General features: G+C 43.1%; 3 protein-coding genes. All 3 read left to right on the plus strand.

Going from position 1 to position 17,056, the window contains the following annotated elements:
* Window positions 1–43: 43 nt before the first annotated feature.
* Complete coding sequence (locus ACJVDK_RS14550) at window positions 44–2,671, plus strand: glycoside hydrolase family 95 protein (protein WP_443937395.1); 2,628 nt, start codon at window positions 44–46, stop codon at window positions 2,669–2,671.
* A gap of 496 nt (window positions 2,672–3,167) precedes the next feature.
* Window positions 3,168–7,649 (plus strand): PKD domain-containing protein, encoded by a 4,482-nt coding sequence (locus tag ACJVDK_RS14555; protein WP_443937396.1) that lies wholly within the window; start codon window positions 3,168–3,170, stop codon window positions 7,647–7,649.
* Between the two features lie 21 nt (window positions 7,650–7,670).
* Entirely contained in the window at window positions 7,671–17,054 is a 9,384-nt protein-coding gene (locus ACJVDK_RS14560; RefSeq protein ID WP_443937397.1) for a gliding motility-associated C-terminal domain-containing protein, read from the plus strand.
* Window positions 17,055–17,056: the final 2 nt, after the last annotated feature.

Here is a 17,056-nt window from a genome sequence, read left to right on the forward strand (position 1 = left end):
ATTTTTTTACTAATTTGTGCACATCCTTGTTAACTAAACCCGAATGAGAAGAATAATATTTTTACTTGCAATCCAATTTACAATATGCCTTACAAGTCAAGTATTTGCGCAAAACAAGTCGAATACTTTATGGTACACCCAAGCCGCAAATAACTGGAACGAAGCATTGCCCATAGGAAATGGACACATAGGGGCTATGGTATACGGTGGCACAGAGCAGGAGCAGTTAAGTATTAATGAAAATACCCTTTACAGCGGAGAGCCTACAACGGTATACAAGGGCTCAGATGTACGCGGAACATACGATGAGGTTGTGGAGTTAATTCGAAATAAAGAGAATTTAAAAGCGCAAGCAATTATCAAGAAAGTATGGCAAGGGCGCTTGCATCAAAACTATCAGCCTTTGGGCGAGTTATTTATCCGCTTTAATCAAACTGGTGCTGTTTCCAATTATACGCGCGAATTGGATATTTCCAAGGCCGTAATAACCATTCGTTATACACAAGGTGGAGTAAACTATACTAGGGAAATTTTTGCTTCGAATCCCGACAAGGGAATACTGGTAAAGTTATCCGCCAGTAAAATTGGGGCACTAAATTTTAAAGTAAATTATACCTCTTTACATCCAACTGCAAAGCAAAGTACAACGAACAACAATACACTTTCATTGTTTGGTCAGGCCCCTGGCTATGCTGAAAGAAGGACTTTGGAGCAAATGGAGGGTTGGGGCGATCAAGCGAAACACCCTGAATTATACGACGCGCAAGGCAAAAGAAAATTCGATAAAAGAGTACTCTATGGTGCAGAAATCGAAGGCAAAGGGATGTTTTTCGAAAGTAAGATTAAAGCAATTACTTCAACCGGCACGGTTTCAACCACTGCAGATGGCTTGGAAGTAAAAAATGCGACAGAAGTAGAATTAATTGTAGTAGCGGCAACCAGTTTTAATGGATACGATAAAAGCCCCAGCAAAGAGGGGATAGATCCATCGAAAAAGAACGATCAATTCCTAAAAGCGATTTCGGCGAAAAAATATGCTGCGTTAAAGGATGCGCATGTGGCCGATTATCAAAAATTATTTGGCCGGGTATCGCTTAGTTTAGGGGGAGAAAATAAAGATAATTTACCAACCAATGAAAGAATTGTTCAGTTTCAAAAGCATCCCGACAACGGGCTTGCCGTACTTTTGTTTCAGTACGGGCGTTATTTACTCATCTCCACTGGAAGAGCTGGAGGACAGCCACCAAATTTGCAAGGTATGTGGAATAACGAAGTGTTGCCTCCTTGGAATAGTGGCTACACGTTAAATATTAATGCAGAAATGAACCACTGGCCATCTGAAATTACCAACCTAACGGAGTGTAACGAGCCATTTTTTCAGATGATAAAAGAGATGGCAGAAACAGGTAGAGAAACCGCCCAAAAAATGTACAATATCAAGCGAGGCTGGGTTTCTCATCACAATGTCTCTATTTGGCGAGAGACATTCCCGAATGATAACGAGGTTAGGGCTTCTTTTTGGTTAATGACAGGTGGTTGGTTGTGCGAGCACTTGTACGACCATTACTTATTTACGGGCGATGAAGCTTTCTTGAAAAACAAAGCGTATCCATTAATGAAAGGCGCTGCAGAGTTTTATGCAGATTGGCTCGTAGAAAATGAACACAAACAACTGGTTACTCCGGTAAGTACCTCGCCAGAAAATGCCTTTTTTAACGAGGATGGTAAATCAGTGCAGGTAAGCATGGGAAGCACGATGGATATGACCATTATCCGCGAAGTTTTTAGCAATACCATTGCTGCGGCAGAAAAATTAAACGTGGATGCGGATTTAAAAAAGGAGTTAGCGGACAAACTCGTGCGTTTATTGCCGTTTAAAATTGGTGCAAAAGGGCAGCTGCAAGAATGGCAATATGATTATGGAGAGCCCGAGCCGCAACATCGCCACATATCTCATTTGTATGGTTTATATCCAGGTAATCAAATTAATCAGGAACGCACTCCTGAACTTTACAATGCAGTAAAAGAAACATTAGCCATTAGAGGCGATGGGGCTACTGGTTGGAGTATGGGTTGGAAAATAAATGTTTGGGCCCGATTATTAGACGGCAACCACGCATACAAGATTATTCAAAATTTGTTTAACCCTGTTGGATTTAAGAGTAGTGCAGACCCCAATCCTATCAAACGAACAGGAGGAGGTGGTTTATATATGAACTTATTGGACGCCTGCCCACCTTTTCAGATTGACGGTAATTTTGGTTACACCAGTGGTGTGGCAGAAATGTTGCTCCAAAGTCAAGCAGGAACCATTCAGCTTTTACCAGCGCTCCCTACCGTTTGGGCGAATGGAAATGTGAAAGGGTTAAAAACCCGTGGTGGGTATGAGGTTTCCATGCAGTGGACAAATGAAAAACTAGAAAGTGCCACAATTGTCTCAACGCTGGGTGGAAATTGCCGAATCAAAAGCGAAGTACCACTACGCGGGGAAGGTATAAAATTGGTGGTAGCTTCAAACGAAAACCCGAATCCTTATTTTAATTTTATTGATCCCGGGAAACCGGAAATAAGTTCAAATGCTAAAACGTCAAATGAGTCAACGGTTAAAAAATATTATACGTATGATTTTCCGACAGAAAAAGGAAAGAGCTATCATATCGTAGCGAATTAAAAAAGGTTGCTTCGCCAAATGAAAAATAGGTCGGTTATGAAAGTAATTGGCCTCTTTTTTTGTCTGAACTTTCCGGATCTCGCTATTTTATCGTTGCATTTTTTAAAAACTTGGTTTTTTATCGCTCTGTGCCTTTTTCAACCGCTATCCTGTTCGATTGGGTTTTCTGCAGCGGAGGTTTGTATCGTATTAAGTTTTTGTCGTATACACCTAGCGAATACTTATGATGAGATACGTTTTTTTGATGAGATCAATAAAATAACTTCTTGGAGTGCTATTGATTTTAATATGCCGATGTTCATAATGAAAGGTCTTTTTTCATTTTGGTTCAATTTATAAAATGAAACATCCTTATGGGCTAAACCGTGGGGTGTCATAAGCTTAATTGTTAAATTTGGTATTACAGGTAATGGCGTTTGCTTCGAATGCAACGTCCCTATAATGACTTTTATTTCATGCTCGAATTAAGAGCAAAAACGATAAGGCGTGTTTTAATATGGCTAAATTTTTACTTGTTAACATTTTCCGGGTTTTGTTATTGTTTGCGGCTTTTACTGCTTCTGCACAAAATTGTACCGTTAATGCTGGCGTGAATCAGACTTTGTGTTCCGAAGATCCTTTTACTTTGGTTGGAACCGCTACCGGAAGTTTCTCTGAACCAGCCAAATGGGTTCAAATTTCAGGGCCAGCAGTAACTGTTTCGGCATCTACAACGGCAAATAATCAAGTTACAGCTAGTGTTACGGGGTATGCCAAAGGAATTTCGTATACCTTTCGATTGGAAGCAAAATGTTCAGACGGAACCCCTGTATATAATGATGTAGTGTACAAGATGTCGGCTGTAACAATTGCGAATGCAGGTCCTTCGGTTACCTTGTGCCCAGGTGTTTATACCATGACGGCTAATGCTTTGCAGCCAGGTGAAACAGGTCTTTGGGTAGTTGTTAATGGTTCATTGCCCTTGCCTTCTCCCTCAAATAGCCCAACCGCAACGGTAACGTTACCACAGGGCAGTGCTATTGGTACTACGATTTATAGATGGAGAGTGAGTGATGCAGATTGTTTTACGACTTCAGAAATGTCGATCACCAATACTGGAGCAGTTTCGCCCGTTACCGCTAGCGGGCCTGCGATAGTGAGTTGTTATTCTGTAACCGGATCGGCCAATATTACAGGTTCCAATCCCGGATCGGGATTAAACCAACAAGGAACATGGTCATTCATTAGCGGACCAAGTACACCTACTTTCGGAAATATTCACAACAGCAATACCACATTAGGGAATTTAATTGGTGGAACGTATGTGGTACGCTGGACCGTTAGTGGCGATTGTGTAAACGGATCTGCGGATGTAACAATTGTGGTTGATCCGCCATCACAAGACGTAACCGGGGTAAGTGGCTACAATCAGGTGTTTTGCGATACTCGTACGAGTACTCAATTAGTTGCATCAAAGCCCTTGTATACGAATGAGACTGGGCTTTGGGTAGCTGCAGCATCTAATCCAACGACTACAACCTTCTCCGATGCTTCATCGCCAACCACTACTGTTTCAGGTTTGAATGGTTCTGGCCATTATCGCTTCGATTATACAATTACCAACTCGGTTACCAATTGTTCCAGATCAGGTACTTTCAACGTGCGGTATGTAATCCCACCGCAGTTTACATCTTTCCCAAGTAGCCCCCAAGTTTTACCAACAGATACAACTCGATATAACATTCAATATACCGTGTCTGGTGGTGATGGAACCGATTGGCAATTGGTAGAGGCACCCGCCGGCTCAATTATTGTAGATAGTGTCGGCTTAAATACAACCTATGCAGGAAACGATACCGATTTACTTGCCAGGGGGATGACAATAGAAGGTACCTATACCTTTAGATTCAGACGATACAGTACCAACTCAGCTGTTGGTGGATGTGAAGATGTATTTAGAGACCTTTCGATAATCGTTTCTAAAACGCCCTATCAATCAAATGCAGGAACTTCGCAGTTTTTGGCTTGTAATGTGACCACAGCAACGCTGGCGGGAAATAATCCACAGTCTGGGGATAGTGGATCCGGTACCTGGACCCAAATTAGTGGGCCAAATACAGCTATAATCGTGAATCCGCATTCAAATTCAACCATCGTTACAGGACTCGTGTCCGGGCTCTATGTATTTCGATGGATTATCTCTGGAGGACAAAATCCTTTATTAAACAACGAATCAGATGTGAACATTACGGTAGCGAATGCGGCTCCTGGTTCGGCCAATGCCGGAGCAAATATAGCCGCCTGTTACGGAACTCCCATAAACCTGAATGCGAATGTGCCGTTAACCGATGAGACTGGAACATGGTCGGTTGTTTCAGAAACACCTGCAGTTCCGGCAAGTACGCTTGTTTTTTCAGATATTCACGATCCAAAGGCGATTGTTACAGGCCTATTGCCATTCAAAACGTATACCCTACGTTGGACGATAGCCAATGCATGTAGTTCTATTTTTGACGATGTAGAAATTAATACCAGTGCGGCAAATGGCCCTGCACAAGCCGATGCCGGTGATGACCAATGTTTGCCTTCCGGAACCAGCACTTTTACATTATCCGCAAATACACCCGGTTCAGGAGAAATCGGTATCTGGACCTTGTTGCCAGGAAGCCCCAATACACCGGTTTTTGATCCGAATGCAAGCAGTCAAACGGTAACTGGAGCCGTGGTAGGTAATTATAGATTTGAATGGCGATTAGAACGTGGAACCTGTGCCGCAACGCGCGATACCGTAAGCATTACCATCTCTGCGCCTACAACGGCAGCGTCTATTACAGGAGCACCGCTTCAAAATATTTGTGGAATTACTCCTTTAACTATTACCGGAAATACCCCTGGACCTAATGAAATGGGTACTTGGACCCAAACAGGGGGCTATGGAGGAGCGGTTATTGCGAATCCAAATTCGCCAACTACCACAGTTTCGGGATTGACTACCGGTACCTACAAATTTAGATGGACGATTACCAATAATGCCTGTTCAAGTTCGTATGCCGAAATTGTATACAATGTGAGCGAAAGCCCAACAACGGCGAATGCCGGGGCTCCTCAATCGGTTTGTAATGCAAACACCACTACTTTGGCCGCCAATGTGCCAACAGTAGGAATCGGAACTTGGTCGGTTATTGGAGGGCCAACCTCGCCCAGCTTTGCAAATATTAACGATCCGCAAACAGTTGTAAGCGGCTTAAGTTTAGGGGTGTATACGCTAAGATGGTCTGTAGCCAATGGCGTAACTTGTCCACCTTCTACATCAGATGTAATCATTACGGTAGGCCAATCGGCTAATGCAGGGGTTGATCAAGCATTATGCGATGTGGGTACAACAAGTTTAGTAGGGAATGAAGGTAGCACCGGAACCTGGTCCCAAACTGCAGGTCCACCAGTAACAATTACGCAAAATTCGAACAATTCGGCTACTGTTTCTGGAATGGTTGCAGGAAATAGCTACACATTTAGATATACGCTTACAGCAAATGTTTGTGGTACTCCATCAGACGATGTAGTGGTAAGCGTTTCTGGCTCTCCTTCGGTGGCCCAAGCCGGGCCGGATCAAAATTTGTGTACAGACAACGGAACCTCGGTAACATTAGCCGCTACAGCAGCGGTTTCAGGTACAGGTGTTTGGACCATTGAAACACAACCCTCGGGGGCCGCTGCCACTTTTGTAGACGCAAGTAATCCGGCCACCCTAGTAAATAACTTAACCGTATCGGGAACCTATTTGTTTAAATGGACGGTTTCGGCAAATAATTGTGCCGGAAATCAATCAAATAACGATATCATGCGCGTGGATGTTTCGTTGCCACCTACAGTGGTGGAGCCAATGCCGACGCAAAACAATCAATGTACAACAAGTGTAATACTAACCGGAACAACCCCGGTTATTGGTATTGGAACATGGACTAATATTTCTGGACCAAATATACCTACCATCGATGCACCGAATTCGCCAACAACAACAGTTTCTGGCTTATCAATAGGAACATATGTTTTTAGATGGACCATTACCAATGGTTCTTGTACACCTTCATTTAAAGAGGTAACGGTAGGAGTTGTAGACGTCGCTCCGCCAGTAGCGGTAGCTGGAACCATTAGCGATCAATGTACGGCTTCGATTGGCGGGCAAGCAACTGCAACCTTAAATGCTACACCAGTATCGTCTCCAAATCAAGGAAGTTGGTCTGTGGTAGCGCAACCAGTAGGTAGTCCGGCGGTGGTATTTAGCAGCGCAAGTAATCCAAATGCAACAGCGAGTAATTTGGTTGCAGGAGATTACACATTTAGATGGTTAGTATACAATAGTAGCATCTGTACCACTTCTAGCGAGGTAAGCTTTAAAGTATACGATCCACCATCAACGGCCGATGCAGGTGGAGAAAGCGCTTCGTATTGTTTATATTCTCCGGTTACCTTATCAGCAATCGCACCTACTTCAGGAACAGGAACCTGGACCGTTGTAACAAAGCCTTCAGGAGCAAGTGATCCGGTATTTAGCAATGTAAATGATCCAAACGCAACGGTAACAGGATTGCTTCAAGGAACGTATGTGTTTAGATGGACAACCTCGAATGGTCCTTGTGCAACCAATAGCGATGATATTACAGTGGTAATTAACGATTGCCAAATAGCTATATCAAAAGATAAACCAAGTACACCTGTACAACAAGCAGATGGCAGCTACAATGTAACCTTCGTATTTCATGTGAAAAACACGGGTACGGTAGCCGTAGGGAACATTCAGGTCACGGATGATTTAACCACTACTTTTCCATCGCCTAAAACTTTTACGAAAGTTAGTTTAGTATCAACTGGAGGTTTGGCAACAAACAGTGGCTTTACAGGAAATACCGATCAGAATTTGTTAAATGCAGCAGGCTCAAATTTAGCTGCCGGAGTGGAAGAAACAGTAACGTTGGTAATAAATGTCAGACTTAATTAAGAACCGGATAAACTTTAAAAAATGAAATTAACAAAAACATTTTTGAGATTTGCACTTCCGGTTTTAGGCCTGATGTTTTGTGCAATTCAAAACTTTGCTCAAGTAACCTATACCTCAAAAAATACCTCAACGGCCAATGGTACTGTTGGAACGGTACCTGTAAACGACGTTTCCAATAATGGAGCAGTTGTAAATCGCTTAGATGGGGATGTTACGCCTATTAATTTTCCGATGATTGGGGTTTCGTTAACAGTAAGTAATCCTTCCTTAAAATCAAACGGATCCTATGATATTACTTATACGTATGTGGTACAGAATTATGGAGCCATTAATTTAAATACAATTCAGGTGGTAGATAATTTATCCACCGTATTTCCTGCACCACTCACCTATACTATTACGAGTTTAACCAGTATTGGAACGCTTGCTACCAATGCTTCTTTTAATGGCAGCAGCGATACAAATTTATTGAATCCGGCTTCCAGTAGTTTAGTCACAGGAACCAGTGCAACTATTACCTTAAAATTAAATGTGGTGCCGAATGCCACCTATGGCACCTATACCAATACGGTAACCGCTACAGCCAATACCAACGATGCCGATGCGGTGCAAGTAAAGGATATTTCAACCAATAATGCCAGTCCAAATCATGGCGATGCGACGAAAACACCTTTGAATTTTGATGATCCGACACCGGTTGAACTTAAACCATCTGACATTCAAATTGTAAAAACCGCCAGTACTTTAACACCGTATGCCGGCCAGAACATTACTTTTACAATTACCGCAACAAACCTAGGAACCGGAGCTGCTTCGCCCGTAACAGTGAGCGATATCATCAGTACAGCGGGATATAATTTTGTTTCGGCAAGCCCATCAGTAGGATCGTATGATGTCAACACGGGAGTATGGTCAATAGGTCGATTAAACGTGGGTACCAGCAATCAGGCCGTTTTAACAATTGTAGCAACCGTATTGGCTGATAAGCCCGTTGCTTCGGCCGTTAACACGGCTTCTAGTAATCATCCTGGAGATCCGGTTGTGCCTAATAACTCATCAACCATAAATGTTGTGCCCGCGCAAGCGGCTGATCTACAGATTAGCAATACCGATAATCAATCGAATTATACGCCTGGAATAGGCAATACCTATACGGTAGTGGTAACCAATAATGGACCTAGTATTGCAAATGGTACTACTGTAACCTATGCTTTACCTGCAGGAATTACCGGAACATGGTCTGCCATGTATGCTGGAGGAGCAACAGGCGCTTCAAGTGGCTCAAATAACATCAATGAAATTGTGAACATGCCACCGGGCAGTACCATCACTTATACTATAATCACCACTATCCCAAGTAGTCAGTTGGGTGTGTTAACCACTACCGCAACGGTTACGGCTCCTGCTGGAGTAACAGATTTGAATTTAGCCAATAATACTGCCGTAGATCAGGATGTGAAACTGGGAGATGCTGAGTTAACCATTTCGAATACGGATTCAAAAAGTAATTACATTCCAGGAGTGGGCAATACCTATACGGTGGTCGCAAATAACTACGGACCAAGTGATGCTCCAGGAACCACCGTGAGTTATGTTTTGCCAGCAGGGGTAACAGGTACTTGGAGTGCTGTGTTTGTGGGTGGAGCAAGTGGTAATGCAAGTGGAACAAACAATATCAATGAAGTAGTAAATATGCCTACAGGCTCGGCAATTATTTACACCATTAACACAAGCATACCAAGTAGTTTTTCAGGTACTTTAACAACCACAGCAACAATAACCCCTGTTTCGAATGTGGTAGATCCTACGTTAACCAATAATACCGCAGTTGATTCGGATATTCAAAACAGCACATTCGATTTAAGTATCACCAACAGTGACGGTAAAGCAATCTATGTACCTGGTTCTACAAATACCTATACCATTGTGGCAAGTAATGCAGGACCAAGTGATGCCAAAGATGCATTAATAACTTTTGCGCTACCGGCAGGGATTACAGGAGCTTGGTCGGCAACTTATACAGGTGGAGCAACAGGTAATGCTTCCGGTACAAATGCACTAAATGAAACGGTAAATATCCCGGCAGGAGGTAGCATTACCTATATATTTATTGCCGATATACCAAGCAATCAAGCCGATTTAACTTTATTGACTACCGCAACAATTGCGGGTGCTGCGGGCTCGTCTGATCCTACTCCAGCGAATAATACAGCCACGGATACCGATACACGCGTTGGTGCCGCCGATTTAAGTATTACTCTAACAGACGGCAAAACAACCTATGTTCCGGGTACATCTACTGCTTATACCATTGTAGCAACGAATAACGGGCCAAGTGATATTGCCAACGCTACCATAACATTGCCGCTACCAAGTGCAGCAGTGGGAACCTGGACGGCAGTAATGACGGGAGGAGCGACAGGAGCAACGACCGGCGTAAACAGTATCAACGAAGTGGTAAACATGCCTGCGGGTTCTACCATCACGTATACCATTACAGGAGCTATTCCAAGCGGTAGAACTGGCGATTTAACTTTAACGGCAACCATTACACAACCATCTGGAACCTTCGATTTGGATGCCTCAAACAACACTTCAACCGATACCGATACCCAAGAAAGCCAAGTTGATTTAGTTATCACGAACACCGATAATAAAACAACCTACACACCAGGGGTTGTAAATGCATATACAGTTGTCGTAAAGAACACAGGACCAAGTAATGCGCCGAACTCGGTGGTTACTTTTGCCACTGCCATGGGAGGAATGTCAGGAACTTGGACGGCCGTATATACTGGTGGAGCAACCGGAACAGCGAGCGGATCGGGAGCCATTAATGAAATTGTAAACTTACCAGCAAACGGAAGCGTAACCTATACCATTCAAGGTTTGGTACCTAGTAATCAAACAGGATTGTTTACAACCCTTTCAACGGTTAGTGCTCCTGCAGGAATTACAGATTTAAATGTAAATAATAACCGTGCAGATGATACCGATTTAAAATTGGGCGATGCCGATTTAAGCATTGTGAATACCGATAATAAGTTGGTGTATACACCAGGATTGAACAACGTTTATACCATTGTTGCCAAAAATACTGGGCCAAGTGACGTAATTGGAGCAATCATTTCTCAAACCTTGCCTGCTGGAGTAACTGGAACCTGGACAGCCGTGTTTAACGGAGGAGCGACAGGTACGGCAAGCGGTACGGGGTTAATAAATGAAACGGTAAACCTTCCAATCAACGGGGTAATTACCTATACATTTACAGCTGTGGTACCAAGCGGTCAAACAGGTTTGGTAGAAGCTGTTGTGAGTATTGCCGCACCTGTTGGTGTGGTAGATCCAATTCCGGCAAATAATTCAGCCACGGATACCGACTTACGCATCGGGGATTCAGATTTAGAGATAACCAATACCGATGGAATAACGATATATACTCCAGGAACAACCAACACGTATACCGTGGTGGCAACTAACAATGGCCCAAGTAATGTAACGGGAGCAAGGGTTCAGTTTCCAATGCCTTCGGGTGTTACAGGTGCATGGACCGCAGTATACTCAGGAGGAGCAGCGGGTGCTACTGCAGGAAGCAGCAGTATTGATGAATTAGTCAATATACCAATTGGAGGAATCGTAACTTATACCATCACAGCAAATGTTTCAAGTGCTTTAACAGGTGCATTAACAACCAATGCAACAATTGCGGTTCCTTCGGGAACCACCGATTCAGATCCGATGAATAATTCGGCTCTTGATATCGACGATGTAGAAATTATTAGCAATTTAAGCATTACCAATACTGATGGTAAAATTATTTATGTGCCAGGGACAACGAATATCTATTCTATAGTAGCCACCAACGCCGGACCAAGCGATGCACCATCAACAACAATAACCAGCGCATTGCCTGCTGGGGTAACGGGTAACTGGACTGCCGTTTATACTGGTGGGGCAACTGGGGCAGCATCGGGAACCGGAAATATCAATGAATTGGTTAACTTAACTGCAAACGGTACCGTAACGTATACATTTGTGGCCAATATCCCAAGCGGTCAAACGGGAGCTACTTTTGTTAAAAATGCAACCATTACACCTGCAGCGGGTATAACCGATGTGTCTTTAGCAGATAATGCCGAAACAGATACCGATATACGAATTGGCGGAGCCGATTTAACCATTACCAATACCGATAACCAAACTACCTATATTCCAGGAACAAGCAATACCTATACGGTCGTGGCTACCAATAACGGGCCAAGTAATGTGGTAAATGCAAATATTGCATTCCAGTTCCCTGCAGGAGCTACAGGTAGTTGGACCGCTGTATATACTGGAGGAGCCACCGGAAATGGAAATGGTATAAACAATGCAAATCAATTGGTTACTATGCCAATTAATTCTACGATTACCTATACCATCACGATGAATGTGCCAAGTAGCACCACGAGCGATTTTACTACGGTTGCTACCATCAGCTTACCTACTGGAGCGCTAGATCCAACGCCAGAAAATAATTCAGCTAGTGATACAGATACCCGAACAAGCTACGCCGATTTAAGTATTACCAATACCGATAATAAGGTGGTTTACACGCCTGGTACAACGAGTACGTATATCATTACAGCAACCAATAATGGCCCAAGTGATGCGCCAGGATCTGTCGTAAATTACGTGCTTCCTGCCGGCATTATCGGAACGTGGACGGCTGTTTATACAGGCGGCGCAACAGGAAATGCAAGCGGATCAAACGCGATTAATGAAACCGTAAACATCCCTGCGGGAGGTAGTGTGATATATACTTTTGTGGCAGCTATTCCAAGCAATCAAACGGGAATTGTAACCACCCAAGCAACCATAACAGCGGCTTCGGGCATAAACGATACCAGTCCTTCAAATAATACGCAAAGCGATAGCGACGGCAGAAGTAGTCAGGCCGATTTAGCAATCACGAACACCGACGGGAAAACGAATTATGTTCCAGGTACGACCAATACGTATACCGTTGTAGCAACAAATGGAGGGCCAAGCGATGTGTTAGGTGCAACCATAACGTATCCGGTACCAGCAGGAGTTTCGCTTGAATGGACCGCAACCGTAAGTGGTGGAGCAACAGGCGTATTAAGCGGCACAGGGGCGCTGAATCAAACTGTAGATTTGCCGGCAGGTTCAAGTATAACGTACACGGTGATAGCAACTATTCCACGTGGGCAAAGCGGACCAATTACAAGTACGGCAGCCATTGCAACGCCTATTGGAATTACAGATCCAGTTACCACCAACAATACGGCAACGGATATAGATACTCAGAACAGTCAAGCCGATTTAAGTATTACCAATACCGATGAAAAAATAATCTACACACCGGGTACGACCAATACCTACACCATTATAGCGAATAATGCAGGGCCAAGCGATGCCTTAAACTCAACAATAACATATACGCTTCCAGCAGGTGTGACAGGTACATGGGTAGCCAGTTATAATGGTGGTAGTACTGGAACGGCAAGTGGTAGCAATAATATCAATGAAACGGTAAACCTTCCGGCAGGTAGTTCAATTATTTATACACTAAATGCAACAGTGCCAAGTAGTCAAAATGCAACCTTTACAACAGTTGCAACCATTGCAACCGCAACTGGCGTAACCGACCCAACGGCAGAAAATAATACCGCAAGTGATAGCGATATTAAAGTTGGTGAATTTGATTTAAGCATTACCAATACCGATGGAAAATTAAATTATGTTCCAGGGACCATTACCACCTATACCGTAGTGGCAACGAATAGTGGTCCAAGTGATGTTGTTGGAGCAGTAATTACCTATCCTGTGCCAACCGGCACTACGCAAAGTTGGACAGCGGTATTGAACGCTGGTGCAACAGGTGCAACATCAGGAACTGGAGCCATAAATGAAACGGTTAACATTCCTGCAGGAGCAACAATAACCTATACTGTTTTAGTTGATGTGCCAAGTACGCGAACAGGCACCTTAAGTACAACAGCAACCATTGTTCCTCAAATTGGATTAACAGATCCAGTTTCATCAAATAATACGGCATCTGATACCGATTTACAAAATAGCCAAGCCGATTTAAGCATAACGAACTCAGATGGCAAAATAATTTATGTGCCAGGTTTGGATAATGTTTATTTTGTGGTAGTAACCAATAATGGTCCAAGTAATGTAATAGGTGCAACTGTTGCATATACCTTGCCAGCAGGTGCTACAGGAACCTGGACGGCTACTTTCGCAAATGGGGCAACCGGAAATGCAAGCGGAACAACCAATATAAATGAAACAGTGAATTTGCCAGTTGGAGGTATCATTACATACAGAGTGGTAGCCAGTGTTCCAAGTAGCTACGTAGATCCATATACCACCATTGCAACTGTTTCTACTCCGTCATCTGTAACAGATGAAAACCCCGACAATAATACGGTAGAAGATCATGATATGACGAGCGGTAGAGCAGGCGAAATGGACTTAAGCATTACCAATACTGATAGAAAAGGAACTTATACTCCAGGTACAACGAATACCTACGAGGTAATTGCAACCAATGTTGGACCAACAGATGCATTAGGTACTACAGTTAGATACGAAGTCCCAGTAGGTGTAAATATAACTTGGACAGCTACTTTTAGTGGTGGCGCAAGTGGAACCGCTTCTGGCAGTGGAAATATGAATGAAACAGTCAATCTACCAGCAGGCGGTAAAATTGCCTATACAGTGGTCGCAAATATATCGAGTGCAATGGCTGGAGATTTGAATACCGCTGCTCTCATTTTAGCACCAGTCTCGTTAACTGATCCTATTTTGGCAAATAATTATGCAATAGATACTGATAGACAAGATAGCCAAGTTGATTTAAGCATCAGCAATACTGATGGAAAATTAATCTACAACCCAGGTACAACCAATACGTATACCGTTGTGGTAACCAATACTGGTCCAAGCGATGCTGTTGGAGCAAGAGTTGCTTATACCACAACCGCTGCGGGGGTAACTGGAACATGGACGGCTGTTTACTCAGGCGGAGCTACAGGAGCTGCCAATGGAACAAATAGTATAAACGAGTTGGTAAATATCCCAGTTGGAGGATCAATAACTTATACTGTTATTGCAACAATTCCAAGTAGCCAAACCGGAAGAATAACCACTACAGGAACAGTAAGCCCAGCCAATGGAGTTACAGATACCAATTTGGCAAATAATACTGCTAGTGATACGGATTTCAAATTTGGAGATTTCGATCTGGCAATTACCAATACGGATGCAAAAACTTCCTATAACCCGGGTGCGCCAAACACATATACCGTAGTGGCTATAAATAATGGTCCAAGCGATGTTGTTGGAGCGACAGTAACGTATCCGGTGCCTGCCGGAACAAGCTTAGCATGGACAGCAGTTTATGCGGGAGGTGCTTCTGGTAACGCAAGCGGAAGCGGAGCCATAAATGAAACCGTAAATATGCCTGCGGGATCTACAATAACCTATACTGCCATTGTAACAATTCCAAGTTCACAACTGGGCACTATTATAACTACAGCTACAATACAGCCACAAGTTGGTTTTGCTGATCCAATTCCGGGAAATAATTTAGCAACGGATATAGATACACAAAATAGTCAAGCAGATTTATCGTTAACCCTAACAGATGGAAAAGTAAATTATGTTCCGGGAACAACAAACACTTACACTGCTGTGGTAACAAACAACGGCCCAAGCGACGCACCTGGGTCAATAATTTCATTAACGACTCCTGCTTCCGGAATAACCGCCACATGGACAGCCGTGTACAGCGGAGGTACCAGTGGTCCTGCTTCTGGAACGGGTGCTATAAATACGACAACGAATATACCTTCAGGTGGAAAAATTACGTATACCATTATTGCAAGCGTTCCAAGTAATCAATTAGGTCCGTTTACCGCAACAGGAACAGTAACTGCCGGGACAGGAATAACCGACTTGGTGAGCACCAATAATACAGCAACAGATATTGATACACAAAATAGTCAAACAGATTTGCAAGTAGTTAAAACGGTGTCAATACCGTCGCAATATGTAAATTCGCAAGTTACGTTTACAATTGTGGCAACCAATAACGGTCCAAGTGCAGCAACCGGTGTAACGGTTACCGATTTGTTGCCAACAGGATTTACCTATGTTAGTTCAACGCAAAGTATCGGAACCTATACCAATGCAACCGGCGTTTGGACAATCGGTAATATGGCAAATGCGGCAAGCGCAACTTTAACGGTAACGGCACGTGTAAATGCTACGGGTAATTTTACCAATGTGGCTACTATTGCAGGAGCTGAAGGAGATAGCAACTTAGCAAACAATACGAGTCAGGTAACGGTAATTGCACAACAATTGCCGTTGGCTGTGAACGACGCTGCGACTACGAATCCAAATGTACCAATTCCGATAAGCATTTTAGTCAACGATGTGAAGGGCTTTGCCGATATTAACCCAGCAACAATAACCATCATTCAGCCTACAGCAAACGGAACCACAACCATCAATAATACAACAGGTGTCGTAACCTATTCTCCAAATACAAATTACTACGGTACAGATGCATTTACCTACACTGTTAAAGATGTGAATGGTCAAGTATCCAATGTAGCTACGGTGAATATTACCATTAATGATTTCCCTGTAATTGGTTTGGCAAAAGCCGCTACATCTGTAATTAAACAAGTAAATGGAGCCTATGATATCACCTACCTTCTAACAGTAGGAAACTACGGCGTAACCGATTTAAGCGACATCAGTATAACCGATAATTTGGCGCAAACATTTAAGCTAAATCAGGTGAAAATTAAGAGTATCACCAGCTTAGGCAAGCTGAAAGTGAACGCCAATTACAATGGAGTAGGAGTATTAGAAATGCTAGAATCGGGTAATACCTTAGCCATAAATCAAATTGAACAAATTCAAGTGGTGTTAACCGTATTGATATCGGGTAACGAAACAACGTTCTTAAACAGCGCTTATGCAAAAGGAATATCCGTAACAGGCCTTGTCGCGAACGACCAATCAACCAATGGATTAAAACCAGATCCAATTACACCAGGAAAAGTAGATCCAAGTGATCCAACACCGGTGCAAATTGGTAAGCCTAATCTACATATCCCGGCAGGTTTCTCTCCAAATGGCGATGGAACCCATGATTCATTTGTAATTGAAGGTGCGGGCGATAGTGTGGTTAATTTTGAAGTATACAACAGATGGGGTAATTTGGTTTACCGAGATACCAATTATAAAAATGATTGGACAGGAAAATGTAATCAAGGGGTTCACATCGGTGAAGATTTACCTGAAGGAACCTATTTCTACATTATTGTATTGGATGGAACAGACAAGTACAATGGCCCACTAACCCTAAATAGATAACT

This window comes from Pedobacter paludisoli (genome assembly GCF_052344095.1).
In the GTDB taxonomy this organism is placed as follows: domain Bacteria; phylum Bacteroidota; class Bacteroidia; order Sphingobacteriales; family Sphingobacteriaceae; genus Pedobacter.